The following is a 26,107-nucleotide window of genomic DNA, read 5'->3' as shown; positions in this document are numbered from 1 at the left end:
TTGTCTTAGTTTTGAAATCAAAAGATAAAGAGGTATTCATAATGCATAACTTTTCTAGGTACGTCAACCCTCATCTGGGCGATCTGCTGGAACAGGTACATTTAGACAAAACCTATATCCGAGGGGAAGGGCATTATCTGTTTGATTCAGAAGGCAAACGCTATCTTGATTTTATTGCCGCCTACGGGGCACTGCCCTTTGGCTACAATCCCCCGGAAATATGGCAGGCTATTGACGAAGTCCGGACCAGCGCAGAACCAAGCTTTATCCAGCCCTCTGTTCTGGAGGCTGCCGGTGAGTTGGCCAGGCGTCTAATTGAATTGGCTCCTGAAGGTCTGCAGTATGTCACTTTTACCAACAGTGGAGCCGAAACAGTGGAAGCCGCTATCAAGATGGCCCGCTCAGCCACCGGCAGACCGGGCATTTTAAGCACCACCAACAGCTTTCACGGCAAAACCCTGGGCGCCCTTTCGGCCACCGGTCGGGAATACTACCAGCTGCCCTTTGGTGCGCCGGTGGAGGGTTTTAAAAGCATACCATACAACGATCTGGCCGCACTGGAACAAGAACTGGAGAACAACAACGGTCGCTACGCTGCTTTGCTCCTAGAACCGATCCAGGGTGAGGGCGGCATTGTCGTACCCAGCTCGGGCTATTTAGTCCAAGCTAGGGAGTTATGCCGACAGCACGGAGTGCTGTTTGTGCTGGATGAAATCCAAACCGGACTTGGCCGCACCGGCAGGCTTTTTGCCTGCGAAGAGGAAAACCTTTGCCCGGATATGCTGCTGCTGGCCAAAGCGCTAGGCGGTGGCATCTTCCCCATCGGAGCCTGCCTCAGCACAGCAGAGGCCTACAGTAAAGATTTCGCCGAGCGGCACTCTTCAACCTTTGCCGCCAACACCCTTGGTTGCCGTATTGGTCTCAAAGTATTGGATATTTTAGTCAGGAACGACCAGTCAATGATTCGGCGGGTGCAGGACAACGGCCGCCGCCTGCGGGAAGCCCTGGAAATGCTGCTACAGCGTTATCCCCGGGTAATAAAAAGCATTCGCGGCCGCGGTTACATGCTAGGCGTTGAATTCGATCTATCCAGAGCCGACTTTCCCAGTAGCTATTTAAGCGTGCTTTCCTATCAAGATAATCTTACACCGCTAATCGCCAGTTACCTGTTAAATGTAGAAGGGTTACGGGTTGCACCAACGCTCAACGGCAACAAGGTGATCCGACTGGAGCCTTCTCTGACCGTTACCTGGGAGGAATGCCAGGTCGTCCTTCAGGCTTTGGAAAAGGTGAGCAACGTGCTGGATAAGGGCAATACCCCTGAGCTGCTGCGCCCGATAATTGGCCTGGGCAATCAGCCCATCATCCACAAGCCCCGGGAGGAAATGTACCCCTGGGATCGCTACCAGCCCACCGGTCACTCTGAGGAAGGCCGGTTTGCCTTTATCATACACCCGCTAGACTTATACCAGTACCCACTGTTCGATCCCAGCCTCAAGGGCATTGCTAGCGACGCGCTGCAGAAGTTGGCCGAGCTTGGCAGCCAGCAAATGAAACCTTTTGTTATGGGCCGGACCGCGGTGGTTTCCCGGGCTGGTCGACGTGCTTACGGCGAGTTTATCTGCCTACCCCACACGGCCAAGGAAATGCTGGAGCTTAATACTGAAGTAATTAACCAGGAACTGGAGAAAGCTCTGGAGTTAGCCCAACAGCGGGGGGCATGCATTGCGGGACTGGGAGCCTATACCTCGGTAGTATCCCGGGGCGGCCTGCTGCTGCAGGGCAAAGTCCTGCCCCTGACCACTGGCAACAGCTACACCGTGGTGGCAGGGGTGGAGGCTATAAAACTGGCTGCCCGGCGTTTTAAAATGGACCTCAGCCAGTGTTCCGCCGCGATCATCGGCGCTACCGGGGCTATTGGCCGCACCCTGGCCATATTGCTGTCCGAAGAAATGCAGAACATCATCCTGGTTGGCAATGCCCGCCATCCCCAGGCCAGCACCCGCCGCCTCCGCCAGGCCGGGGCATATTGCTGCATGCACCTGGCCGAACAGGCCAGCCGCGGCTGGCAACCGGCGCCGGACAGCTTTGGTGCCAACCTGCTGCTAATGGACCTGCCACCGCTGGGCACCCCGGTGGATAACTGGCTTCCGGTGGTCGCGGAACTGGAGCAGCAAGGACGGCTGGTTATCACTACCGACATTGCCCAGGCGCTGCCCAGAGCTCAGGTAGTGTTGACTGCCACCAGCAGCGTGGATGAGCTGGTTAACCCCAGGTGGCTGGCCAACGGGGCCATTGTCTGCGATATATCCAAACCCTCCAATGTTAGCCCCACCGTTCGGCAAATTAGGCCTGACGTACTTGTGATTGACGGCGGGGTGGTAGCCGTACCCGGCCGCCCGACCCTGGGGTGGAATTTTGGTTTTGAACAAGGCCTGGGCTACGCCTGCATGGCCGAAACCATGATGCTGGCCCTGGAGCATCATTATCAAGATATAAGCCTGGGCTCAGACCTATCCCTGGATAACATGATGTACTTCAGGGAGCTGGCGGTCAAGCATGGTTTCGAACTCGCCCAGCTGAGGAGCTTCGAGCAGCCCCTCAGCGAGCAGGAATGGGAGCGGGTAGCAAAAGCCCGCAGGCAAAAAGACCACCTCATTAACATTGCGCGTTAATTTAATATTACCGGCTAAGCATCCAAAGCGGCTGTCCACCTATCCGGTAAAGAGTTGCACGGCCGCTTTTTTCATATTGAGCAGGGTAGTGAGTAACTTGGATATTAAAACAATTTTACATAGTCAGCGTGAGTATTTCCTAAGTGGGAGCACTAGACCGATATCCTTCCGCCTTGCCAGGCTTAAGGATTTAAAGCAGACCATTATCCGCCGCGAACAAGAAATTATCCAGGCACTGAAAAAGGATTTAAATAAAGCGACTTTTGAAGCTTACGCCACAGAAATAGGCCTGACCCTTGAAGAATTAAAATATACCATTAGACATCTCCCCGCCTGGGCTAAACCCCACAAAGTAAAAACAGGGATGGCAAATTTCCCGGCGAAAAGCTACATTATCCCTGAACCGTATGGTATTGCCCTGATCATGTCACCCTGGAATTATCCTTTTAATCTTGCTCTTACCCCCCTCATTGGTGCCATAGCCGCGGGTAATTGCTCCATTATCAAGCCTTCCGCTTACGCCCCGCACACCTCATCGGTGGTAGCTCAAATCATCGGGGACTGTTTTGCTGAGAAATTTGTAGCCGTGGTGGAGGGGGGGAGGCAGACGAATCAAGACCTGCTCAGCGAAAAATTTGATTATATTTTTTTTACCGGAAGTGTAGCGGTTGGAAAAACCGTAATGCGAGCTGCAGCTGAACACCTTACGCCCGTGACTCTTGAGCTGGGGGGGAAAAGCCCGTGTATTGTGGACCGGGATGTAAATATTGACCTGGCGGCCAGGAGGATTACCTGGGGCAAGTTTTTAAATGCAGGTCAGACCTGTGTGGCTCCCGACTTTCTCCTGGTACACAAGAGCATCAAAGATGAACTGTTATACCGCATAAAAAAATACATTACTATTTTTTATGGCCGAAACCCCTGCAGCAACACCGATTACCCCAAAATAATCAACCAGCGTCATTTTAACCGTTTGCTGAATTTGCTTAAACGGGGTGACATAGTAACCGGCGGTCAATATAGCAAAGATAAACTCGTTATCGAACCGACCGTTATTGAGCACATCACCTGGGAGGATCCCGTCATGCAGGAAGAGGTCTTTGGGCCAATCCTGCCGGTGCTGGAATATGAAAATCTAGCAGAAGTTATTGCTGAGCTCAGCCGTCAGCCAAGCCCCCTGGCATTATATTTTTTTTCCACCAATCGAAAAAATCAACAAAGGGTCGTAGAAAACCTGTCCTATGGGGGCGGATGTATCAACGATACCGTTATGCATCTGGCGACTCCTTATCTGCCTTTTGGCGGTGTCGGCAACAGCGGTATGGGAGCCTACCACGGCAAAACCAGCTTTGATACCTTTTCCCACACCAAAAGCATCCTTAACAAATCATACTTATTAGATATTAAACTCAGATACCCTCCTTACAATAAAAACAAGCTAACCATACTGAAACATATTTAATACTGACGAGTAAAAAGGAATAGCCGGTAAAGCTATTCCTTTCCAATCATATTAGCAACCATCCCGGCCAAACTCAGCGAGGAGGTCAAGCCCGGCGATTCGATACCAATTAAGTTGATTAAGCCGGCCAGTCCATGCTCCACCTCATGCCGCACCACAAAATCCCGCACCGGATCCCCGGGCCCCTGGATTTTAGGCCTGATGCCGGCTATTTCTGGCTGCAGGTCAGCCAAATCGATAAAGGGCAGGTAAGATTTAATCGCCCGATAAAATTCACTGGCATGTTCCTCATCAACACTGTAATCCAAATCCTGCACATAAAAGGCGCTGGGCCCAAACCTCAGCCGGCCGTCCAAGGCTTTGGTGGCGTGAATACCCAAGCCCTTTAATTCCTTAAGCGGCGGTGGATAAATTAGCCTGCTCACCAGACCGGACTTGGCATTGGATACACCGAAATATTCCCCTTTACAGGGATAGATGCGGTACCCGGCCTGCTCAACATCCAACCCCAGCCAGGAAGGGATTTTATCTGCCCATAAACCTGCACTATTAATTAACCAATCACAATAAATCCAGTCACTTTGGCCATCGGGACCACGGTATGTTAACCGGTAACCGGCGCCACTCCGTTCCACCATTGTCACTGCATGACGATAGGCAAACATCGTCCCCTGACAGCGGGCCTGGTATTCCAGGCGATACATCAGTGCGTGGGAGTCAATTACGCCTGTCGATGGTGACAAAATTGCAGCTACCGCTGCAACATGCGGTTCCAGCTGCCTGACTTGGCCTGCCTCCAGTAGCTCGAGGTCGGTAACCCCATTTGCCAGCCCCTGGTTTAAAATTGACTCCAGTACCGGTACTTCCTCAGCCGTCCGGGCAATGATTAATTTACCTAAACGCTTATGTGGAACACCCCATACCTTACAGAACTGATATAGAAGCCGGTTGCCCTCCACGCATAACCTAGCCTTGAGACTACCGTCAGGATAGTACATCCCGGCATGAATAACCTCGCTGTTCCGACTCGAGGTTTCCATGCCAAACTTGTGGTGCCGCTCCATCACTACGATAGCTTGCCCAGTCAAACTGTTAGACAATTCCGCAGCCACCGCCAGACCCACCACACCGGCACCTATAATTACTATATCCACTCGATGCATGTTAATTATCCTTTCCGGGGTACAAGTTTTATACAATAAATTGTAGCATACCGGGCAGCGATATAAACAGGTTGGCTGTTAAACAAAAAGAACGGAAAGCCTGAAGTAATCATTTTAGTAATACAGCAGCCGAACGAGAAGCCAAGCGTATACATATTAAACTAAACCTGTATACGCTTATTCAGCCTTAAGCGTTTGATAAAAAATGACCTCATAAAAAAATATAAAAATTTTCTCAATTATTTTATTATTTGGAGGATATATAAAATTCACGTAGAATATAATAATTAAGAAGCTACAGGGATAAAACCCGGAAATTTTTATTTGTTAGGCTTTTCCTGGTTGTAACCTTAGCTCTTAGCTGAATTCCATAACTACCTCCTCTCCTCCCGGCTGGAAAGCCGGATTTTTTTGTCTGCGAAGCAATACGGGTATTTACTAAAATTTCTGTATTTCATAACCTTATATGTTTACCAGATTGAAAACAAGGTAACGTTGGCTTAAATATTTACGGCAAAAGTTGACAAAAAAATCCTCAGGCAGTTGGGCGTGAGGTTTTGTTGAATTACAAAAAAGCCTGCTGAGGACGCCTGAACCGGACAAAAAAAGTAGTCCCCGAAGGACTAGTGTCCACCTTAATGACCGCGTTGTACCTTGCAGCAATACTGTAGCAAACCGCCAGCCCCAGACCTGTCCCTTGATCCTTGGTGGTAAAAAAAGGTGTGCCCAACTTCTCCAAGGAACCGGGTTCGATGCCTGTACCCTGATCCTGCACGCCCAGGACAACCTCTTGGCCTTCCAAATATGTTTTTATAGTTAAATTGCCGCCGGGGGACATAGCTTCCAGGCCATTGCGAACCAAGTTTAAGATCAGCTGGCGCATTTCTTTTTCATTAAGGTATAAGTCCGGTATATCCGTGAGCTCCAGGTTAGTATATTTCTCGCTGTTCGCAGCGTCGGCCTGCATCAACGGTAGCAAGGTTTCAATAATCGTATTGAGATTCAGTTTCTCAACATCAACAGCTTTATTTTTAGCCAGGTAAAGAAATTCTGTAATAATGGAATTGGCCGAATCCAATTCCTTGATCATCAGCTCCAGGTAGTCCCTGAATTCCATAAAAGAGTCTTTACTTTGAAATACCTGCAGAAAACCGCGTACTGTGGTCATTGGATTTCTAATTTCGTGAGCAATACCGGCAGCCATTTCCCCAATCAAGTTCAGCTGCTCCAGACGAACCATTTCTTTTTCCATTTGTTTGCGCGCTTCCTCCGCCCGCTTGCGCTCCGTCATTTCCTGTTTCAGCTTTTCATTGGCTTGAATAAGATCGGTAGTACGCTCTGTCACTAGCTCTTCCAGTTGGGCACGGTGTTTTCTCAGCTCATACTCGATTTGTTTGCGCTCGGTAATGTCGATGCCGGTACAGATGATGTACTCCACCAAACCCTGGTTATCAAAAAGGATGGTATTAGACCAGGCAATCACCCTCCGGTCACCATTTCTATTGACCAGGCATGCCTCATGTTCAACAGACTCCTTACTGGTTTTTAAAACCTCAAAGACACGCTGAAACACTGCCACCTCTTCCGAAACAAGCAATAAATTCCAGATATGTACACCTATTACCTCGTGGTCTGAGTAACCGGTAATTTTTTCGCAGGCGCGGTTAAACTTAATAATTCTACCCTCGCTGTCAGTGACCAGAACCAGTGCACCAGCGGTATTCACCACGGCAGAGGCAAACTTTTTTTCATTTTCCAGTAAAACCTCTTTTTGTTCGCGAATCCGCAGTTCACGTCGCAACAGGAAATATAATAACAAGCCAGTACCGCTCACATAAACCCAACCTTTATAAGTTTGCATTACCGTAAGTTGTTTTATATCGCTGGCCAGCAGATAGAGCAGCAAGCTGTCGGAAAATGCAACCCAAATAATGCCAATCATAACATAGACTAAGCTTATTCTTATCGCCGGCTTTATAATTAGCTTCATATCCATTAACCCCGCCTTTTTTGAGTGTATCAAAAACCGGTGTCCGGCTACCTCAGGGTGTAAAAAAATATATCCTTTTTTATTTTTTCATTAAACACATATACACAAATTTCCTTCAGGAAATATATCGAAGATTGTCTATTAAGAAAAATTTTTCCATGGAAATACTTAACACATAAATAGTATCACGGGCTACCCAATATTGATGACATTTTTATAACAAAATGCTATTTTATTGTTGACTAATGTTGTAATTTGTCGTATTATACATGTAAACTCATTTTTATTTCCTCAATCTCATGTGCCCTTTTACTGGCAGCTATATGGCTAGGTAAAAGTGGTATTTTTTTTAATAACCTTTTTAACATACCAGGCATAATAAGTATTATATCCCCTAACTTTTTATTGCAGAAACTATCTCCTTTGCTTACTGGCTGCTCAGGCCAGTTTTTTTTGTGCCTCCCTTTGTGTACGACCATCCTTCCCGTACTGCACCGGTTAAAAAGTCACTATATTAAACAGGGGGTTCGACCATTCTTTGTGTTATCCCATTTATACAAGTTTATTTAAGAAGGCTATTTCATGCTCACTACGTTTGCCAAACTTGTAGCCCAACTGGTGGAAGGAATTTTTACCGGCTAATTGTGCATTAACCTGGCTAAAGAGACTCATGCCATGAGAAAGGCTGTTTGATGTAACCCCATATATGTCTACGGAAAATCCCGCAAGGATATTGTTTTCGCAAAATATGTTGATCACGAAACATTAGAAGCCCACAGACAGGCTCCTCACGTAAGACCGCTGCAGAAGCAAATTGTGTAAGAAAAAAGTACTGATCTCCTGTACGAAGAAATAATCGTCCAACTGCTCAAAGAACTTGTTATTAGGTTAAGAAAAGAGGTTGCTCAGCGTGCAAATTAATCCGCTGTTTTTATCCACCGGTATTGTCAGTTTGCTTAACGGTGACGTCCAGAGTGCCCTGGCCTTTATCGGCCACACTTTCCCGGTTATGCCCCAATGGCCGCAATTGCCCAGGCACACCGCGTTTGAGGAATTAATCTGCCTTTGTAGCTGCAGACCTAGAGCAAATAATTAACAGGCCATTTTTGCCCCGCTGTGGTACCGGCAGTATAACCGTTGCTAAGGGAGAAACCGTCTATAAGCTAAGCAATACCGTCTGCCAGGAATTGAACCATAAATATTCCTTGCCAGGCTGATATATGTCAGGATATAATAACCGTGCCACTAAGACCAATAAACCTTAAGGGGTGGTTAAAATGCCTGTAAGCGATGAGTCGGTCAAAATTGAATTTACCGCACAGGCCAGAGCCTATATTCTCGAACGAGGCGACAGCGTAACTGTGGAAATAGAAACAACTTACATTTGAGCCAGCTGCAACCGGGAGCCTGTCGTGTTTACAGGCCTACCGCGTGTTCCCGAGAAATATGATCAAGTGCTGGCTGACGACATTAAGGTTTACATTGCGCAGGATGCCAATATTGCCCCGGAAGGGTTGAAAATATCTTTGGGTAACTGGAGGGGATTCCCCACTCTGGAGGTAAAGGGGCTGCTTACTTACTAAGCTCATGTTAACTAAGGTACCGGACTTTTACCGGTACCTTTCGTTTAGCCTTGTATTTCATATAGCTGTTGATACCGGCTCTTAGCAAGCTCTTGCTGCCGAGCACCCTGGCCACATTTCGGCTTCAATAGAGAACAGTGATTAGAACAACCATCGCAAAAAATATTGGCGAGAAAATCATTAAAAGTAACCCCATCACCATCGTCACCTGTGCCTGCTGAAACGCCATTATCCTGACCTGTCTCAGCCGGATACTCAGCTACGGGAACACGGCCACCCGGTATGCGGTTGGCATAGCTTTCCCGGGGGTAAGCATAGTAATAACGGTGACCATGTTCGTGACGCTGCAGGAGAGGTTCCCTGACTATCCTGACTTGCTCAGCATCCTCGGTTGAGCTTACAGCAATTTGAGCATATAGAAAGCCTGCCACCAATATCAGGACTCCCACACCTACCATCACCATGACAAATTTTGGTATTTTCAGGGCAGTGCCCAGTTTACCCACAGCATGTACAATAAAGCGCCAGTGCAGGGCAAAATGAACGCCAAATAGCCCGAGACAGAAGTACGCTACCTATTTATGCACGATCACTAAGTTACGATTCATATCCGCTGAATACGAGACAAACAGCACCCGCGAGATTTCAATTCCCGTCCATAGAATTCCCGTCCATAGATGGTTATAACACAAATGAATGAAACGGTATTCAATACATAACACAGCTTAGTCTTGGTCTTATAAGCCAGGGTAAACAGGTTCCGAGTAGTTTTTTTCACCCACGACCAATTCAGCAGCACATGCATTGTAAACAAGAAACCAATGCTTAAGCCTAGAATTTCATGCCACGCCATACCGGTACGCTGAGGCTCGATTAAGATCAGAAATAAAGCTGCAAGACCGACATCAAGCATAAATTTAGTCAAGTTTTATCAGGCATATGATTCAATTCCTTTCTGTTAATCGTGATGCAGCTAGTATAACTTGTTTAGCGAAATTTATCTAAAAGCCGTTTAAGGTTAATTTCAGGTTTCTTAATCATTAGCTAAGTGTTTTTTTCGCCAAACTGAGCAAACTAGCCAAAAAGGAGGTATTTTACTTGTTCTATGATAAATATAACCTGCGCCAAAATGCTGATTTAGCCATGCTAACCCTTGCGACTATAGCTTTAACCGCCCCGTTTATCTATTATGCTAAAGATATTGCCGATTCGCTCCGGGTTATTGCTGGGAGGAAATAGGAGCATGACGACAATGGCCGTCTTAACCGACGGCTATTTCTTATTCAAATACCGTAAATTTTATGCTGCTGCAAAGGATTCTCATGTTAGATTTAGAATATTTCTATGCATAACGCGGACATAACAATTAGCTCAGATGATGAATATAAGGGGGGTACATGTGTAATGCGGAACAATATCCTGGAAAAATTAGAAGCCATTGAAAAGCTGGTCAGAGAAGTGAGGCAAGAACTTTTACTGAACAGCAATCTGATGCTTGACTCCGCCCCTGTACGTGATGAAATACTCGCCCATACCATATCTTTCTTCCTTGATAACGAAGTGGAAGTAGAGTACAACCTGGATGACATGGAGCTTAAGGAGCTCAAGGAACTAGCGGAGGAATTAGAGATTGACCTGCCCAGGGATGTTCAAAAAGAGGAAGTAATATTTGCCATTATGGAATTGTACAAAGCACAAACCTCAGCCAAGTAATTTACTTTTCTTCAACCTTAAATACCCCACCCTTAAATTTTGCCCCGGCCTGATGTCTGATAGTTCTATCTGGGCAAGGTAAAACAAGAAATTAGGTGATAGCATTCACATAATATGCCGCTACTGCCTTTGCTTTGATTAATCACGATAAGGTAGTATATTCAGGCAATGGTTGGATATTTAGCGTTTTATATAGACGGTCGTAAGCATTTATCTCCAACTCCACAGCATATTTTTTTGTTATTAATTGACGGGCCTGGTTACCCATAGCATATCGAAGAGAAGGATTTTGTATTAATTTTAAAGCCGCTGCCGCCAGCTCTGCTGGAGAATTAATATAGTAGCCCTGGATGCCGTTCATGATAATATCCAGGTTACCGGGGACAGCTGTTAAAATACAAGGTTTCCCCAAATACATGGCTTCAAGAGCTCCCTGAGGCTGTCCCTCCGCATGGGAAGTATTAAGAACAATATCTGCGATCTGCAGAATGCCCTTCATTTTTTGGTGCGGTATTTCACCAAAATAATGAGCCCAGTTTAATGTGCTCAGGCGCGATTTTAGATGTGCTGTATAATTAACATCGATGGCAGCCCCCACGATGAGCAAACGTAAATGAGGATATTGTTGGTAAACAATTTCAAGACCATCCAGAGCTAAATCAATATTTTTTATTGGCCTTAAACCACTGGGCAATACAAATACTGTCTCATACAAAGATAAACCCAGTTGATGTCGTGTAACCAACGGTGCCGAAGGCAGTTCAACACCCTGGGGAATAACCACCTGGCGGGACTGTAGGCGGGGTTCTATGGCTGTGATCTGCTTTCCCAGATGGGGATTAAAGACAACTATCTTGCTCGCTAGAAACATAGTCTCTAGTGTTTGCTTGCTAAGGGGGCCCAATAAATCGCAATTAATATCGGTACCGGTGGTGGTTAATAGTATCGGAATATTTTTTATTAGTGGATGATTTACTACCCTTGAAAATTGCCGTGCATGATACCCGTGAACTAGGCTATAACAATTAATGTCAAAGCAGCAATCAAGCTGAAATTCCCAATCCGGCTCATCCATAGAGATTAAATCTATCGCATAGCCCTTACGTCTAAGACCGGTAAATAGCCGGGTTGCCGTTACGCTATTGCCGCGCTGGCTATGTAAATAGGGAGTGACCATTAATATGCGGTCCATTTTTAATAAACTCCTGTCATTAAAAGTGAAAACATCTCAGTTCGGCTTTCAATACCTGGATACACTCACAGTATTGCCCTTTACCACCCATAATCCCTCGATGTAATTAAGAGCCCTTATGGCTTCATCAAATTGGATATCTTCAAGCTGGGAAGCATGTAATCGCAAAGCATTTATTTTTTTGTTCTATATAGTGCGTTATATCTTCTGCATAAGACACATTCTGCAATGGGGTCCATATTCTCATAAGCCAGTATGATTTTAACTTCCCAGGGCAGACCCTGACACTCTTGAAATCATAGTTAGAGTAGGTGAGACTCCCCGCTTCACCTGATGTCATATAAACGGTAATTACTGTATGACCCTGCTAACATGTTTTGCAATACTTCCGCCGCACCCTAATAAATCATCATCTGGATGAGGTGCAAATACATTATTTTTTCATACAAGCCTTCTCAGAAAATATTATCAGTAGTATTTTAATACTTCCAGCTTTTATTTGAAATTATAGCAATATTTTTACAAGTCATTGTTAAATGGGTTCAAGATTACCTCTGATGGTCACGACCTAATTCTGTTTTATTATAAACGCTAAGGCCAAGTTATAAGGGTTTAGTTCGCACATTTTCTGGTTGGCGGTTGGAAGCTTAGCTGGAGTTAATATGACCAGTACTCTAAACGTTAACCGTAAATTTAATCCCTTGCATAAACTTTCCTATACCTAAGATATATTATAAGATATATTATTTAAATGAATAATGATCAGCTTCGTTAATTACTTTTGCTTTAACTGTTCAATATTATAGTTCTTACAACGGCTATTGCTTTTTATTATGATGATTAATTTGCACAAGGTAAATGCATCAACGGCATGGAGTAAGAATAATAGGAGTGTTTGATGAGTGAAGAAAGGCAGGCAGATTATGTATTGGATTATAGGGATTTTTATTTTTCTCATCCTGGGGATTCTGATCTGGTTCTCGATTCCTTACTCACCAATGAAAGCAGAATTTGCGCAATTGCATAACCAACAAAACTCAAAAATGCAGATTCAAAATCAGGTTTTTAAGCAAGAAGATATCGCTGACCTTCCTATGCCCGTGCAAAGGTATTTTGAGGTTTGTGGGTTTATAGGGCAACCCAAAATGTCCAACATGAAAATCTCGCATAATGATGTTGACTTCATTCTATCCTCGAGCATGCCTAAATTAAAAATTAAGTGCACACAGTTTAACTCGGCAGAAAAACCGGAAAGAGTCGCTCTAATTGATACACATCTGTACGGGATCCCCTTTGAAGGGATTGATGCCTATCAAGCCGGCGTTGGTTCCATGAAAGGAGTCATCGCCAAGGGAGTCACTTTATTTAACCAAACTGGTGCAGCGATGAACAAATCCAGCCTCGTCAATTGCCTGGCCGAGAGTCTTTTTATGCCTAACTTCGTTTTACAAGACTTTGTAAGTTGGGAAAGTATTGATGAAAACCACGTCAAGGGTACAATTGCATATTATGGATTATATGCCAGTGGCATATTTACCTTTGATAAAAATGGTTTTCTTGAGACTTTTACTACCGATGACCGGTTATATGTCGATACCAACGGCAATGTGAAGCAGGTTAAATGGTCGGCAATCTGCGGTGATTACCGGGAGGTCAACGGCATTAAACAACCAAAATCTTTACAAGCAGTCTGGCATTTGGTAGAGGGGGACCTTGTTTACTTTGACGGGCACGATACCTTTATTCAATACAATGTGGCTGAATGAGACCAATGCTTGAATATCATAAGCACGAAACGGTTCTGTTTAGGTTGAAACACAATGTCATATAATTATTCCTCGCTTATTTTTTGCCACTGGTTGAATAGGCCGGTTTTCTCAACATTGAAAACATATAAACAATCTCCGTTTAATATGAGGAAAGTGAAAATGACTAAATAATTTAGTATATTTTAGTGATACTGGTATCAATCCCCTTTTGTACTTAATAGTATGGTAATAGTTCAAAAGGAGGAGATTTTTATGTCTAAACCATCAGATCAACATCAACCAAACACATATCCCGACGCACAAGCACGCCTTCATGTACATGATTATTCCGGAAAAACCAGCTGCGATGAAGGACATAGCCATTTGCACCCGGGTGTTTCCGGACCACCAATCCCATACGGCCAAAGCCACATTCATGAAGTAAGAGGATTAACAACTTTTGACTTTCATCATCACCATGCTTACTTCGCTTACACAGGCCCGGAGATTGAGTTGTCGACTGGATATCATACACATTATATTTCTTTTAGGACCAGTCGGAATTTTGGCCATGATCACCAGGTAGAAAGTTTTGTTCAAGTAACGCCTGAAGAAACGATAACACATCCTGAGCCCTACGATAAAAAGCCATAATTGAACAGGAGTAAATACCCGGGCAACCCCGGGTTTTATTTTTGCATGGGAATGTTAACCCAAAAATATATCGGTTAAACTAGTTAGAAACTGCTTATAATATAAGATACTGACTAATAAATTAATGATGGCGCTCAAATTTGTTACTTATATATTGGCAACGAAAAACAAAAAACTTCCGAAACCTCGGAAGTCCTATCATTACTGGCGGGAGTGTGTGAGAATCGAACTCACCAGGGACGGGATCGCCGCCCCACTAACTGGTTTTGAAGACCAGGGGCACCACCAGGCACCATCCACCCCCGTAACTGATTTTGCGATAATAAGTATTATAACAAAGTTAATTTAATTAAACAAGGTTAAGTATAAACAATTCTGATTGCTTTTACTAGAAAAATATAATAATCTATTAAATGTAATCTGGTGCGTTATGTATTATTTGCGCCTGTGCTCGTTTTTCTTAACCTCGTTACTTTTTACCCTGGTAACAATGTGGAGCAAAAAACCGGCTTATTATCGTCAAAGAAGGAAAATTGTTCTACTTCGTCGAAGGGTTAAGTTGGTATAGCCTTCTTTCACAAATAAGTAGGTGATCAAAACTAAATGATATTTGATTTCTTCAGCGAAATAAGAAACGAATTAAGCGTTGTGGAAGAAGAGCTCATTAAAGCTGTTCGTTCTTCCGACCCGTTATTAACGGAAACCGCTACCCACTTAATTAAGGCAGGGGGCAAACGCCTGCGGCCTGCTTTTTGTCTGCTGGGCGGCAAATTTGCTAACTTTGAGCTGAACAGAATAGTCCCTCTGGCAGTGGCCTTAGAGTTAATTCACATGGCTACCCTGGTACACGATGATGTAGTGGACGCTTCATTAACCAGGAGAGGACAGCCCACGGTTAAAGCGCAGTTGGGGAACCGCATATCCACCCACATTGGCGATTACTTACTGGGCAAATCCTTAATCCTCATTTCACTGTATGATGACCCTTTGATCCCCAGGGTACTGGCCGAAACCAGCGTTAAAATGAGTGAAGGGGAAATCCTCCAGATTGCCACCACTTATGATCTGGACCAAAATATCAAGGACTATTTTTATCGCATTAACCGCAAAACCGCCCTGCTGATTTCCGCGTCCTGCCAGTTGGGAGCAGTAGCCTGTGGCGCTCCGCGGCAACTGCACCAGACCCTGCGGCGTTTCGGTCATTATATAGGCATGGCCTTTCAAATTACCGACGATATTCTGGACATGACTGCCGAGCAAACCAAATTAGGCAAGCCGGTAGGAGGCGATTTAAGACAGGGCATTATCACGCTGCCGGCCATTTATGCCTTAAGAAAAGGCAGCGTACGAAACCGATTACAGGAAATTATTAGCAAAACCGATAAGAGTGATCAGGAAATCCATGAAGCCATTGACCTGATTATCGGGTGCGGTGGTATTGATTATGCAGACGCTATCTCCGACAAGTATATTGCTAAAGCCAAAAAGGAATTAGCAGGGCTGCCTGATGTGCCCGTAAAAAAGACAATGCAAATTATTGCCGAATTCATTGGTATTCGGAGTTTTTAATCCGAAAACAGTATGGTTTAGTGTTAAGTAAAGATTCACCTGGAGCGTATATATATATATGGAACTTTACCCTATCTTCCTCAAGCTTCAAGATAAAAAATGTCTGGTGGTGGGCGGCGGTAAAGTAGCTGAGCGCAAGGTGCAAGCCCTGGCCCGCTGCGGCGCCCAAATTCATGTGGTCAGTCCCCAGTTAACCATAGGTCTGCAAAATATGGCCGAACGCGGCTTGATTAACCATCGTTGCGGTTATTATCAAACCGGTGACTTAATCAATACTTTCCTGGTGATCAGCGCCACGAACGATGATACTGTCAACCATGCCGTGGCCGGCGATTGTCTGAAGCGCAATATTCTAGTTAACGTAGTGGATGACCCGCCACGATGTAATTTTTTTGTCCCCTCCGTAGTGCACCGGCGTTCTCTCAAGCTGGCGATTTCCACTGGAGGCAACAGTCCCCGGCTGGCAAAAATGATCCGCCGCAGCCTGGAGCTGGAATTTGGGCCGGCTTTCGCTGAATTTAACGACTATCTCGGCTCGGTACGCAAACAGGTTCATGCACAGGTGGCGGATCCCGTCCAAAGAGAGCAGATCTTGAAGAATTTAGTGGACGAAACTACATATATATTAGTTAAACAGGGGAAGCTTGAGCAGGCAAAGGAGCGGGTCAACCATGTTTGTCATTTCGATCGGTGTCAATCATAAAACTGCTCCGGTGGAAATCAGAGAAAAACTTTCTTTTTCAGACAATGCCCTCCCGGACGCCCTGGCCAGGCTGCTTAACTACCCGGTTGTTTTGGGCTGCGTAATTATTTCCACCTGCAACCGCACGGAAATATATGCACATGTCACCGATGTGGAAAGCGGTCTAGAAACTATCCGCATGTTTTTGCAACGTAAGTCGGGTGTAGAGCCGGCTTTGATTAAAAAGTACACTTATACATCCGCTCAGCATAAAACCGCCCGGCAACTGTTCAGGGTGGCGGCAGGCCTAGATTCCATGCTACTGGGCGAAACCCAGATTCTAGGCCAGGTAAGAACAGCTTTCCAGCTAGCGCAGAAATTTCAAGCCACCGATAAAGTAATTAATACATTATTTAGACATGCCCTTACGGTGGGCAAGCGAGCCCGTACCGAAACGGGCATCGACCGACATGCCGTTTCCATCAGTTATGCTGCGGTGGAACTGGCCAAAAAAATTTTTCAGGACCTTACCGGTCGCTCGGTGCTGATTATCGGGGCCGGCAAGATGGGTGAATTAACCGCCAGGCACCTGGTAGCCAACGGCGTTTCCGGAGTGATTGTATCCAATCGCTCCTACCACCAAGCCGCTTACCTGGCCGGCCAGTTCGGCGGCCGGGCGATAAAATTCAAAGAACTGCCGCATTACCTGAAGGCGGCCGATATTGTAATCAGCTGTACCGCCGCTACCCACTATGTAGTTCGGGCGCCTGAAGTGCAAAAGCTGCTGGTCCACAAACCCGGCAAAGCCATTATGTTCATTGACATAGCGGTACCCCGGGATATTGACCCGGAAGTGGGCAGCCTGCCAGGTGTTAAGCTTTACGATATCGACGACTTGCAAAATGTGGTGGACAATAACCTCATGGAACGCAAACGGGCTGCTCTCCTGGCGGACGCCATCATCGACGACAAGGTGGAGGAGTTTGCCCGCTGGCAAGGGGAACAGTATGTCGTGCCTACTATTACCGCGCTGAAAAAACAGGGCGAGGCCGTTAAACAGCAGGAACTGGACCGGGCTCTGGGTAAACTTGGTGCTTTATCTGTACATGACCGCAAAGTTATTGAGACCATGGCCAATACCATTGTTAGCCAACTGTTGCACACACCCATTACAAAGCTAAAGGAATTTGCCATGACAGGGAAAGGTCCGGTTTACCAGGAGGCTGTGGAAAGATTATTCGACCTGGAAGACCTGGAGCAGGCAGGCAGGCCGGCAATCCCGCAGCCGTTGCAGGCAAAGGAGCAGCCCAAGGCAGCAGGCCGGCATTAATTATTTAAATTAAGTTTGTTCAGTATCGGGTGCGGGCTTAACAATCAGCCACACCCGAAATTTTATTAACTATCTACCTGTAGGTATCGGAGGCTGTTATGGTTAACCAAGTCATAATTGGGTCCCGGGACAGCGACCTTGCCATGTGGCAGGCCTCCTGGGTGGCGGAGGCGCTTCAACAGGCTTACCCGGACCGCAGTTTTCAAATTAAAGGCATCAAAACAAAAGGCGACAACATTTTAGATGTAGCGTTGGCTAAAATCGGAGACAAAGGCCTGTTTACTAAAGAACTGGAGGCAGCGCTATTAAACGGCACAATTCATATGGCTGTGCACAGCATGAAGGACCTGCCCACCCAGCTGCCCGAGGGTCTGGATATTGGCGCAGTTTGCGAACGGGAATACCCGGGTGATGTTTTAATCTCCCGCAATAACCTGCAGCTGGCGGATTTAAAAAAGGGAGCCCGTGTCGGTACCAGTAGCCTGCGGCGCCGCGCCCAGCTGCTGCATTACCGGCCGGACCTGCAAATGGTGGATATCCGCGGCAACTTAAATACCCGGCTGCGCAAATTCAAGGAGCTGGAGCTTGATGCCCTGGTGCTTGCTTATGCCGGTATCAAGCGCCTGGGTTTCGAAGAACTGATTACCCAGTTAATTCCCTTTGACATATGCCTCCCGGCTGTGGGACAGGGTTCACTGGGTGTGGAGCTAACCAGCACGGACACCGCCACCCGTGCTATGCTCGCCCACCTGGACCACCGCCCTTCTCGGACCGCCATTGCAGCGGAGCGGGCTTTTATGCAGAGACTGGAAGGGGGCTGCCAAGTTCCCATCGGCGCTTACAGCCAGGTTGAGGGTGAGTTGCTTACCCTGACCGGGACAGTGTTTGATCTGCACGGCCAAACTATGCTGCGTCACAGCATAACAGGATCGGCGGTCAATGCCAAGCAGTTAGGCATCCGGCTGGCAGAAGTACTGATCGACCACGGGGCGGAAAAGATATTACATCAGGCCAGACAGGAGTTCGGAAGATATGACAAATAACAAGGGAACCGTATACTTAATCGGTGCCGGCCCGGGCGATCCGGGACTGCTTACGGTTAAAGGGCTGGAGTGCCTTAAAAAGGCTGACGTAATTGTCTATGACCGGCTGGCCGGGCGACGGCTACTCAAACAGCGCCGCCCGGACTCCGAATGCATTTATGTCGGTAAATTACCCGATCGGCATACTCTGAAGCAGGGGGAAATCAACCGGCTGCTTGTAGATAAAGCCCGGCAAGGCCTAACCGTAGCGCGCTTAAAGGGTGGCGATCCCTTTGTTTTTGGCCGGGGCGGCGAGGAGGCCGAAGCGCTAGCCCGCCACGGGATCCCCTTTGAAATAGTTCCCGGGGTCACCTCAGCCATTGCTGTACCGGCTTACGCGGGCATTCCGGTGACCCACCGGGACTTTACCTCCACCTTGGCCATTATCACTGGCAACGAAGACCCCGGCAAGGAAACCTCCAGTATCCAGTGGTCAAAAATCGCCACCGGGGTGGGCACCTTAATATTTTTAATGGGCATGAGCAATTTACCAAACATCACCCAAAAGTTAATTGAGCACGGCAGGGCTCCTGAAACCCCGGCAGCACTGATCCACTGGGGCACCCGCCCGGAACAAAAAACCCTGGTAGGACGTCTGAACAATATCGCCCGCCTTGCAAGTGAGCAAAATTTCAAAAACCCAGCCATTATCATCGTGGGTGAAGTGGTACAGCTACGAGATAAATTGAGTTGGTTTGAAAATAAGCCTCTATTCGGCAAAAGGGTACTGATCACCCGCTCCCGTGAGCAGGCCAGCAGCTTAGCCGGGGTAATTGAGGGATTGGGCGGTGAGCCGGTGGAGTTTCCCACCATCGCCATCGTTCCGCCCGAAGACAACTCGCCCTTGGAACAGGCCATAGCCCGCTTATCCTCATATAACTGGCTTATTTTTACCAGCGTCAATGGGGTATCCCACTTCTTTGATACCCTGCGCCGGTTAAACAAAGATATCCGCGTTTTAGCAGGCCTTAAAATTTGTGCTATTGGACCTCAAACAGGTCAAGCGCTGCAAAAAATGGCCCTGCAAGTGACATACATACCCACGGAATTCCGGGCCGAGGCCATTGTCGAGGGGCTGCAGGAGCAATTAACGACAGGCGACCGGGTATTGTTGCCCCGGGCAGATATAGCCAGAAAAATACTGCCCGAGGCGCTGATCAGTCTGGGCGCCCGAGTGGATGAAGTAACAGCCTACCGCACTGTGCTCGGTACCGGCGATGCCGCGGCCATCCGTGACTCTATGGCTAAAGGGGCTATTGATTTAATCACCTTTACCAGTTCCTCCACGGTGCGCAATTTTGTCTCTTTGCTGGATACAGCAAACCCGGCCCAACTGGTGGGCAGTGCCAAAGTAGCCAGCATTGGTCCCATCACCTCCGCCACGGCCCGGGCACTGGGAGTTCCTGTACACATTGAAGCGCAGGAGTATACCATTAACGGCCTGGTCCAGGCTATTTTGGCTGATTGCAGTTCCGGCCAAGCATAATAACTTAGTCCGTCCGTAATGGACCGGCTGAGCTTTGCAGCTGAGCCATGGAAAGGTGAGAAGTAGACTTTTAAAGATAAATTCACCCATGCAGCATGTTCATACTGGAAATTTAATTTATAATAAACTAAGATATACAGACAGCATTATCAACCGACCCTGTATAGAGGAGAAAATTATGATCAGCGTTAGCAGATTGCTTTGCGGAGCAGAACATTACGGTGATTCACTGCGCTACCAACATGATGCTGGCAGCCAGCGGGACGGCACCACGACCGGGCGCGGTCCGGTGGTGGTCTGGAACTCAACCCGCACCTGCAATTTAAGATGCCGTCACTGCTATTCCAGTTCGACCGATCAAACCTATGACAATGAACTCACCACCACCGAGGCTAAAAAATTCATTGATGACCTAGCTGCCTTTCATGTTCCGGTAATCCTTTTTTCCGGTGGCGAACCTTTGCTACGCCCTGATTTTTTTGAACTGGCTGATTATGCCCGCCAGCACCGCATTCGCTGCACCTTATCCACCAACGGTACTCTGATCACACCTGATATGGCCGAACGCATCAAGGAGGTAGGGGTCAGCTACGTGGGCATCAGCTTGGACGGCATCGGTGACAATAACGACCGATTCCGGGGCCGCCAGGGAGCCTTCGAGGCAGCTTTAAACGGCATCCGCGCCTGCCGGTCCATCGGCCAGCGGGTGGGCTTGCGGTTTACCATTAACCGCCACAACCTCGACCAGCTGCCGGCGATCTTTAAATTGATCGAGGATGAAGATATACCACGGGTATGTTTTTACCACCTGGTATACAGCGGACGGGGTAGTAAAATGATTAACGAAGACGTAAGCCACGCCCAAACCCGGCAGGCCATGGACTTGATCATGGATCGTACCCTCGATTATCACCACCGCGGCTTAAACAAAGAGATCCTGACGGTGGACAACCATGCCGACGGCATTTATATCTACCTGTCACTGCTGCAAACCGAGCCGGACCGGGCCGAGCAGGTTCGCCTGCTGCTCATCGCCAACGGCGGCAACCGTACGGGCATAGCCATAGGGGCGGTGGACTGGTCCGGCAATGTATACCCCGATCAGTTTACCCGCCAGCACCTGCTGGGCAATATCCGAGACCAGTCCTTCGGGGAGATCTGGCAAAACGCAGATAACCCGGTCCTGCAAGGGTTAAAGGATCGTAAACCGCTGCTTACGGGGCGCTGCGCCCGGTGCCGCTATCTAAATATGTGCAACGGCAACTTCAGAACCCGGGCTGAGGCGGTGCACGGAGATTTCTGGGCGTCCGATCCCGCCTGTTACCTATCGGATCAGGAGATTTTGCTAGCTGAATAGCACTGTGACTGCACAGCATCTTGCCCTGCATTGGTCGGGAAAAGATCTTATTGCTTTATAACGCCTTTAGTTAGGAGGTAGCCTATGTATTTTCCAGTTGCCAGGCCGCGCCGCCTGCGATCCAGCGCTACTATGCGGCGGCTAGTCAGGGAAAACTACCTGCGTGTGGATGACTTGATATATCCTATATTTGTTACCTGCGGCCGGGATGTGCAGGAACCTATCGAATCGATGCCCGGCATTTATAGATTATCCATCGACCGGCTGCTGGCCGAGGTTGCCCTGGTGCAATCCCTGGGCATCCCGGGTATACTGCTTTTCGGTATCCCGGATAGCAAGGATGCTGTCGGCAGCGGTGCTTATGCTGACGACGGAATTATTCAGCAGACTGTTAGTATAGTTAAAGATAAATACCCTGATTTACTGGTAATCACTGATGTTTGCCTGTGCGAGTACACCGACCACGGACACTGCGGTGTTGTTCAGGAGGGCAAGGTTTTAAACGACCCCACCCTGGAGCTTCTAGCCCGCACCGCGGTTTCCCACGCCCGAAGCGGGGCGGACATCATCGCCCCTTCGGATATGATGGACGGGCGGGTGCGGGCTATTCGCGAATCTCTTGACAGCGCTGGGTTTACAGACACCCCAATCATGTCTTACAGCGTTAAATACGCTTCTGCCTTTTACGGGCCCTTCCGGGAAGCAGCCGGCTCAGCCCCACAATTCGGCGACCGTAAATCCTACCAAATGGACCCGCCCAATATAAGGGAAGCCCTGCGGGAAGTCGAGCAGGATATCGCCGAGGGAGCAGACATGCTAATCGTTAAGCCAGCCATGGCTTACCTTGATGTAGTCGCGTCAGTGCGGGAAAACTTTGACGGCCCGCTAGCGGTTTACAACGTCAGTGGAGAATATGCGATGTTGAAGGCCGCGGCCCAGCTGGGCTGGATCGATGAACGCAAAACCACCCTGGAATTGCTCACCGGCATGAAAAGGGCGGGGGCTGATATCATTATTACTTACCATGCACTGGACGTCGTGCGCTGGTTAAACGAAGAAGTTTAAAACAAGTTTTAAATAGAAAGGAACAAAGCAGCTATGCTGGTATCATGGAACACCACCAACGCCTGCAACCTGTACTGCAAGCACTGCTACCGGGACTCGGGTGCCCGGGCAGAGGAAGAGCTTAATACTGAAGAGGGTAAAAAGCTGATTTACGAGATAGCCGGTGCAGGTTTTAAAATCATGATTTTCAGTGGCGGCGAGCCGCTGATGCGGGACGATATTTACGAGCTGGTCGAATACGCCGCCGGCGCCGGGCTGCGTCCTGTGCTGGGTTCCAACGGCACGCTGCTTACTCCGGAGGCAGCCGCCCGGCTAAAAGCATCGGGTGCGATGGCAGTGGGAATCAGCCTTGACAGCACCAATCCGGCCAAGCATGATGATTTCCGGGGCGTAAACGGTGCCTGGCGGGGAGCGGTGGGCGGTATACTGGCCTGCCAGAAGGCCGAGCTGCCCTTCCAGATCCACACCACGGTAATGGACTGGAACAGTAGTGACATAGAAGCCATCACCGACTTGTCCGTCGGCCTGGGTGCCCGGGGCCACCACATCTTTTTCATGGTACCCACCGGCCGGGCGGTAAACATTGAAGCAGAAACACTGCGCGCCGAGCAATATGAAGACTTACTGAGGCGGATTATCGTTAAGCAGGGCCAGGTGGATATCGAGCTCAAACCTACCTGTGCGCCTCAGTTCATGCGCATCGCCAGGCAAATGGGAGTGGATATGCGTTTTAGCCGCGGCTGCCTGGCCGGAACGGCTTACTGTATCATCAGCCCCCGGGGTGATGTACAGCCTTGCGCTTACCTTAATATACCCCTGGGCAATGTGCGCGAGACCGGGTTTAAGGAAATCTGGCGTAACAGCGAAGTGCTGCAAAAGCTGCGCACCATGGAATACAGCGGTAGCTGCGGCACCTGCCAGTTCACCAAAATCTGCGGCGGTTGCCGGGCCAGGGCATATTATTACCACGGTGATTACATGGCCGAGGAGCCCTGGTGTCTTTATCATGGAAGAAAGGGATACTAGCCCATGAGTGTTGAGCAAACCGATAAACAACTACTGCACCTCATCCAATCCAATTTCCCGGTGGTGCCGCGTCCTTTTGCGGAGATTGGGAAACAACTGGGCATCAGCGAGCAGGAGGTGCTGAAGCGCATCGCCCGGCTTCAGCAGAAGGGCATCATCCGGAGGCTGGGCGCGCTGTTTGATTCCCGTAAAGTAGGCTATACCGGTACCCTGTGCGCCCTGCAGGTAGCCGAAGCGGATATTGACCGGGTAGCCTCAATAGTCAACAGTTATCCGGGTATTACCCACAATTATCTGCGCAATCACCACTATAACATGTGGTTTACCTTACTGGCCCCGTCGGAACAGCACATCAAAGAAATCTTAACTGAAATTAAACAAAAAACCGGTTTGACGGATATACTTATTCTGCCGGCCATTAATATTTTCAAAGTACGTGTTAATTTCAACCTGTCCGAGGTGCAGCATGCTGACTGAACTGGAAAAACAAATTATCAGGGAACTACAGCAGGGACTGCCACTGGTGGTCAGACCTTACCTTGCGCTGGCTAAAAAGCTGAGCTTATCGGAAGATGAGTTAATGGCTAAAATAAATGAGATGATCACCAGTGGCCTGATTCGCCGTTTCGGGGCGGCCATGCACCACCAGAAGCTGGGCTACACCGCCAACGCCATGGTGGTATGGGACGTACCCGACGAGCTGGCCGCAGATACCGGCCGGCTGTTGGCTGGGATGGCCGAAGTGACCCATTGTTACCAGAGGTCCCGGCAGTCCGGCTGGCCTTACAACCTGTTTACTGTTATTCACGGGCAAACCCAAGAGCAGTGTGAGGAGCTGGCTGCTGTGATGGCCGAAAAAATTGGTATACCCAATTATATGCTGCTTTTTAGCACCACAGAGTTAAAAAAGAGCAGCATGCAATATTTTGTTGATTAGGGTGGTGATTTAAGTGCACAACGGGTTTACCAAATCAGCCCAGTTATTTACAGAGGCCGTCAATTATATTCCCGGCGGCGTCAATAGCCCGGTACGCGCCTTCCAAGCGGTAGGAGGCAAGCCGGTATTCATCGCCAAAGGCGAGGGGGCCCTGCTCACCGATGTGGACGGCAATACCTACATAGACTACGTGGGCTCCTGGGGACCACTTGTGCTTGGCCACCGGCATCCTGAGGTGGTTAAAGCGCTTCACAATTGTCTGGAGAAAGGTACTAGTTTCGGTGCACCCACTGAGCTGGAAACTCTGCTGGCCAAAATGATTGTGGAAGCCATGCCGTCTGTGGATATGGTCAGGCTGGTTAACTCGGGCACCGAGGCGACTATGAGCGCTATCAGGCTAGCTAGGGGTTACACCAGACGCAATAAAATCATTAAATTTGCCGGGTGCTATCACGGGCATGCCGACTTCCTTCTGATTCAAGCAGGCTCCGGCGCTTTAACCCTGGGCGTACCCACCAGCCCGGGCGTTCCCGCGAGCACTGCTGAACACACGATTATCGCGCCTTATAACGACCTGGACATAGTGCAGGAAATTTTCCGCCGGGCAGGCGAAGATATTGCCGCGATTATCGTCGAGCCGGTGGCCGGTAATATGGGAGTTGTTCCGCCTGCGCCCGGTTTTTTGGCGGGCTTGCGAGAATTAACCGCGCAATATGGGTCCCTGCTCATTATCGATGAGGTCATGACCGGTTTTCGCGTGGCCTACGGCGGCGCCCAAGTGCTTTATGACGTGGAGCCTGACCTCACCACCCTGGGCAAAATCATCGGCGGGGGGTTGCCCGTGGGCGCTTATGCCGGTAAAAAGGAAATCATGTACGCGGTAGCCCCGGCGGGACCGGTCTACCAGGCGGGCACTCTGTCCGGCAACCCGCTGGCAGTAACGGCCGGTATCGCCACCTTACAGCTGCTACGCCGGCCAGGTGTTTATGAGACCCTGGAGCAAAAGTCCGCACGCCTGGAGCAGGGCTTACGGCAAGCGGCAGCAGAAGCCGGACTGGAGCTGACCTTCAACCGGGTGGGCTCCATGTTCTGCACGTTTTTTACGAACCAGCCGGTAACTGATTACGATTCAGCTACCCGTTCCGACACCAAACAGTTCGCCCGGTTTTTTGCGGGCATGCTGCAAAAAGGGGTTTACCTGGCCCCCTCCCAATTTGAAGCCGCTTTTATGTCCCTGGCTCATAGTGATGAGCAAATTGACCAGACCATCAAGGCTGCCCGCGCGGTATTTAAAGAGCTAGTTTAGCCACCCGCGCGGGCATGCCGTTTAACAACAAAATTACCAATGTTCAACCTATAGAAAGGTAGATAAAAAGAATATTGACATCCAGTT

23 protein-coding genes and 1 tRNA gene are annotated in these 26,107 nt (G+C 48.4%); 19 read left to right on the top strand and 5 right to left on the bottom strand.

The genetic code is table 11. From position 1 onward, the window contains the following. Positions 1 to 41 precede the first annotated feature (41 nt). Complete coding sequence (locus SPSYN_RS12385) at positions 42 to 2,675, top strand: aminotransferase class III-fold pyridoxal phosphate-dependent enzyme (RefSeq protein WP_161822778.1); 2,634 nt, start codon at positions 42 to 44, stop codon at positions 2,673 to 2,675. Between the two features lie 97 nt (positions 2,676 to 2,772). Continuing rightward, on the top strand, positions 2,773 to 4,137 hold the full coding sequence (locus SPSYN_RS12380) for an aldehyde dehydrogenase (RefSeq protein WP_161822777.1): 1,365 nt from the start codon (positions 2,773 to 2,775) through the stop codon (positions 4,135 to 4,137). Positions 4,138 to 4,169: 32 nt separating this feature from the next. Here the strand turns inward: SPSYN_RS12380 and SPSYN_RS12375 are convergent, their stop codons facing one another. Then, the gene (locus SPSYN_RS12375) at positions 4,170 to 5,300 is read right to left on the bottom strand and encodes an NAD(P)/FAD-dependent oxidoreductase (protein ID WP_161822776.1); all 1,131 of its coding nucleotides are present in this window, start codon (positions 5,298 to 5,300) and stop codon (positions 4,170 to 4,172) included. Positions 5,301 to 5,865: 565 nt separating this feature from the next. Then, positions 5,866 to 7,290 (bottom strand): two-component system sensor histidine kinase NtrB, encoded by a 1,425-nt coding sequence (locus SPSYN_RS12370; protein WP_161822775.1) that lies wholly within the window; start codon positions 7,288 to 7,290, stop codon positions 5,866 to 5,868. A 910-nt stretch (positions 7,291 to 8,200) separates the two neighbouring features. Between SPSYN_RS12370 and SPSYN_RS12365 the strand changes: the two genes are divergently transcribed. Both SPSYN_RS12365 and SPSYN_RS16270 read left to right on the top strand, forming a co-directional pair. Then, positions 8,201 to 8,386, top strand: coding sequence for a hypothetical protein (locus SPSYN_RS12365; protein WP_161822774.1), 186 nt, complete (start codon positions 8,201 to 8,203; stop codon positions 8,384 to 8,386). 181 nt (positions 8,387 to 8,567) lie between these two features. Continuing rightward, positions 8,568 to 8,873, top strand: coding sequence for a CC/Se motif family (seleno)protein (locus tag SPSYN_RS16270; RefSeq protein WP_279279289.1), 306 nt, complete (start codon positions 8,568 to 8,570; stop codon positions 8,871 to 8,873). A gap of 44 nt (positions 8,874 to 8,917) precedes the next feature. Here SPSYN_RS16270 and SPSYN_RS12355 read toward each other — a convergent pair whose 3' ends face one another. Next, entirely contained in the window at positions 8,918 to 9,304 is a 387-nt protein-coding gene (locus tag SPSYN_RS12355; RefSeq protein ID WP_161822772.1) for a hypothetical protein, read from the bottom strand. Positions 9,305 to 9,971: 667 nt separating this feature from the next. On the opposite strand from SPSYN_RS12355, the gene SPSYN_RS12350 reads away from it, so the two are divergent. After that, complete coding sequence (locus tag SPSYN_RS12350; RefSeq protein ID WP_161822771.1) at positions 9,972 to 10,112, top strand: hypothetical protein; 141 nt, start codon at positions 9,972 to 9,974, stop codon at positions 10,110 to 10,112. Positions 10,113 to 10,277: 165 nt separating this feature from the next. Further along, positions 10,278 to 10,586 (top strand): Rho termination factor N-terminal domain-containing protein, encoded by a 309-nt coding sequence (locus tag SPSYN_RS12345; RefSeq protein WP_161822770.1) that lies wholly within the window; start codon positions 10,278 to 10,280, stop codon positions 10,584 to 10,586. A 142-nt stretch (positions 10,587 to 10,728) separates the two neighbouring features. On the opposite strand, the gene SPSYN_RS12340 is transcribed toward SPSYN_RS12345, so the two are convergent. Next, complete coding sequence (locus SPSYN_RS12340; protein WP_161822769.1) at positions 10,729 to 11,778, bottom strand: glycosyltransferase; 1,050 nt, start codon at positions 11,776 to 11,778, stop codon at positions 10,729 to 10,731. A 902-nt stretch (positions 11,779 to 12,680) separates the two neighbouring features. Between SPSYN_RS12340 and SPSYN_RS12330 the strand changes: the two genes are divergently transcribed. Further along, positions 12,681 to 13,544 carry a DUF6544 family protein gene (locus SPSYN_RS12330; protein ID WP_161822768.1) on the top strand — a complete coding sequence of 288 codons (864 nt, stop codon included), beginning with the start codon at positions 12,681 to 12,683 and terminating at the stop codon, positions 13,542 to 13,544. Positions 13,545 to 13,799: 255 nt separating this feature from the next. Further along, positions 13,800 to 14,180: a YmaF family protein gene (locus tag SPSYN_RS12325; protein ID WP_161822767.1), complete on the top strand. Its 381-nt coding sequence runs from the start codon at positions 13,800 to 13,802 to the stop codon at positions 14,178 to 14,180. Positions 14,181 to 14,385: 205 nt separating this feature from the next. Here the strand turns inward: SPSYN_RS12325 and SPSYN_RS12320 are convergent. Beyond that, a tRNA-Sec gene (locus tag SPSYN_RS12320) sits at positions 14,386 to 14,484 on the bottom strand. A 302-nt stretch (positions 14,485 to 14,786) separates the two neighbouring features. Here SPSYN_RS12320 and SPSYN_RS12315 point away from each other — a divergent pair. The 11 genes from SPSYN_RS12315 to hemL all read left to right on the top strand — a co-directional run bounded on the left by SPSYN_RS12315 (position 14,787) and on the right by hemL (position 26,020). Beyond that, on the top strand, positions 14,787 to 15,749 hold the full coding sequence (locus SPSYN_RS12315; protein WP_161822831.1) for a polyprenyl synthetase family protein: 963 nt from the start codon (positions 14,787 to 14,789) through the stop codon (positions 15,747 to 15,749). Positions 15,750 to 15,807: 58 nt separating this feature from the next. Next, on the top strand, positions 15,808 to 16,452 hold the full coding sequence (locus SPSYN_RS12310; RefSeq protein ID WP_161822766.1) for a precorrin-2 dehydrogenase/sirohydrochlorin ferrochelatase family protein: 645 nt from the start codon (positions 15,808 to 15,810) through the stop codon (positions 16,450 to 16,452). Continuing rightward, a complete protein-coding gene (hemA, locus tag SPSYN_RS12305) occupies positions 16,421 to 17,761 on the top strand; it encodes a glutamyl-tRNA reductase (protein WP_161822765.1) in 1,341 nt (446 codons plus the stop codon). The genes SPSYN_RS12310 and hemA overlap by 32 nt, the downstream gene beginning before the upstream one ends. A gap of 98 nt (positions 17,762 to 17,859) precedes the next feature. Next, positions 17,860 to 18,804 carry a hydroxymethylbilane synthase gene (gene hemC, locus SPSYN_RS12300; protein WP_161822764.1) on the top strand — a complete coding sequence of 315 codons (945 nt, stop codon included), beginning with the start codon at positions 17,860 to 17,862 and terminating at the stop codon, positions 18,802 to 18,804. Then, entirely contained in the window at positions 18,794 to 20,329 is a 1,536-nt protein-coding gene (cobA, locus tag SPSYN_RS12295) for a uroporphyrinogen-III C-methyltransferase (protein WP_161822763.1), read from the top strand. The genes hemC and cobA overlap by 11 nt, the downstream gene beginning before the upstream one ends. A gap of 178 nt (positions 20,330 to 20,507) precedes the next feature. Continuing rightward, on the top strand, positions 20,508 to 21,686 hold the full coding sequence (gene nirJ1 / locus SPSYN_RS12290) for a putative heme d1 biosynthesis radical SAM protein NirJ1 (RefSeq protein WP_161822762.1): 1,179 nt from the start codon (positions 20,508 to 20,510) through the stop codon (positions 21,684 to 21,686). 84 nt (positions 21,687 to 21,770) lie between these two features. Further along, entirely contained in the window at positions 21,771 to 22,751 is a 981-nt protein-coding gene (gene hemB, locus SPSYN_RS12285) for a porphobilinogen synthase (protein WP_161822761.1), read from the top strand. Positions 22,752 to 22,784: 33 nt separating this feature from the next. Beyond that, positions 22,785 to 23,777 carry a putative heme d1 biosynthesis radical SAM protein NirJ2 gene (nirJ2, locus tag SPSYN_RS12280; protein WP_161822760.1) on the top strand — a complete coding sequence of 331 codons (993 nt, stop codon included), beginning with the start codon at positions 22,785 to 22,787 and terminating at the stop codon, positions 23,775 to 23,777. 3 nt (positions 23,778 to 23,780) lie between these two features. After that, complete coding sequence (gene ahbA / locus SPSYN_RS12275) at positions 23,781 to 24,254, top strand: siroheme decarboxylase subunit alpha (protein WP_161822759.1); 474 nt, start codon at positions 23,781 to 23,783, stop codon at positions 24,252 to 24,254. After that, entirely contained in the window at positions 24,244 to 24,714 is a 471-nt protein-coding gene (ahbB, locus tag SPSYN_RS12270; RefSeq protein WP_161822758.1) for a siroheme decarboxylase subunit beta, read from the top strand. The genes ahbA and ahbB overlap by 11 nt, the downstream gene beginning before the upstream one ends. A gap of 13 nt (positions 24,715 to 24,727) precedes the next feature. After that, complete coding sequence (gene hemL, locus SPSYN_RS12265; protein WP_161822757.1) at positions 24,728 to 26,020, top strand: glutamate-1-semialdehyde 2,1-aminomutase; 1,293 nt, start codon at positions 24,728 to 24,730, stop codon at positions 26,018 to 26,020. Positions 26,021 to 26,107: the final 87 nt, after the last annotated feature.

Origin of the sequence: Sporotomaculum syntrophicum, assembly GCF_009932395.1 — a bacterium.
GTDB classification, from domain to species: domain Bacteria; phylum Bacillota; class Desulfotomaculia; order Desulfotomaculales; family Desulfallaceae; genus Sporotomaculum; species Sporotomaculum syntrophicum.
This window is presented reverse-complemented; position numbering and strand designations above follow the sequence as displayed.

What these genes read in the sequence shown, in the direction of transcription:
- hemC (WP_161822764.1), top strand. Translation starts at nt 17,860, where the DNA reads ATGGTTAACCAAGTCATAATTGGGTCCCGGGACAGCGACCTTGCCATG.
- nirJ1 (WP_161822762.1), top strand. Translation starts at nt 20,508, where the DNA reads ATGATCAGCGTTAGCAGATTGCTTTGCGGAGCAGAACATTACGGTGAT.
- ahbA (WP_161822759.1), top strand. Translation starts at nt 23,781, where the DNA reads ATGAGTGTTGAGCAAACCGATAAACAACTACTGCACCTCATCCAATCC.
- hemA (WP_161822765.1), top strand. Translation starts at nt 16,421, where the DNA reads ATGTTTGTCATTTCGATCGGTGTCAATCATAAAACTGCTCCGGTGGAA.
- SPSYN_RS12385 (WP_161822778.1), top strand. Translation starts at nt 42, where the DNA reads ATGCATAACTTTTCTAGGTACGTCAACCCTCATCTGGGCGATCTGCTG.
- SPSYN_RS12340 (WP_161822769.1), bottom strand. Translation starts at nt 11,778, where the DNA reads ATGGACCGCATATTAATGGTCACTCCCTATTTACATAGCCAGCGCGGC.
- SPSYN_RS12370 (WP_161822775.1), bottom strand. Translation starts at nt 7,290, where the DNA reads ATGAAGCTAATTATAAAGCCGGCGATAAGAATAAGCTTAGTCTATGTT.
- SPSYN_RS12345 (WP_161822770.1), top strand. Translation starts at nt 10,278, where the DNA reads ATGCGGAACAATATCCTGGAAAAATTAGAAGCCATTGAAAAGCTGGTC.
- SPSYN_RS12375 (WP_161822776.1), bottom strand. Translation starts at nt 5,300, where the DNA reads ATGCATCGAGTGGATATAGTAATTATAGGTGCCGGTGTGGTGGGTCTG.
- ahbB (WP_161822758.1), top strand. Translation starts at nt 24,244, where the DNA reads ATGCTGACTGAACTGGAAAAACAAATTATCAGGGAACTACAGCAGGGA.
- SPSYN_RS12310 (WP_161822766.1), top strand. Translation starts at nt 15,808, where the DNA reads ATGGAACTTTACCCTATCTTCCTCAAGCTTCAAGATAAAAAATGTCTG.
- SPSYN_RS12325 (WP_161822767.1), top strand. Translation starts at nt 13,800, where the DNA reads ATGTCTAAACCATCAGATCAACATCAACCAAACACATATCCCGACGCA.
- nirJ2 (WP_161822760.1), top strand. Translation starts at nt 22,785, where the DNA reads ATGCTGGTATCATGGAACACCACCAACGCCTGCAACCTGTACTGCAAG.
- cobA (WP_161822763.1), top strand. Translation starts at nt 18,794, where the DNA reads ATGACAAATAACAAGGGAACCGTATACTTAATCGGTGCCGGCCCGGGC.
- hemB (WP_161822761.1), top strand. Translation starts at nt 21,771, where the DNA reads ATGTATTTTCCAGTTGCCAGGCCGCGCCGCCTGCGATCCAGCGCTACT.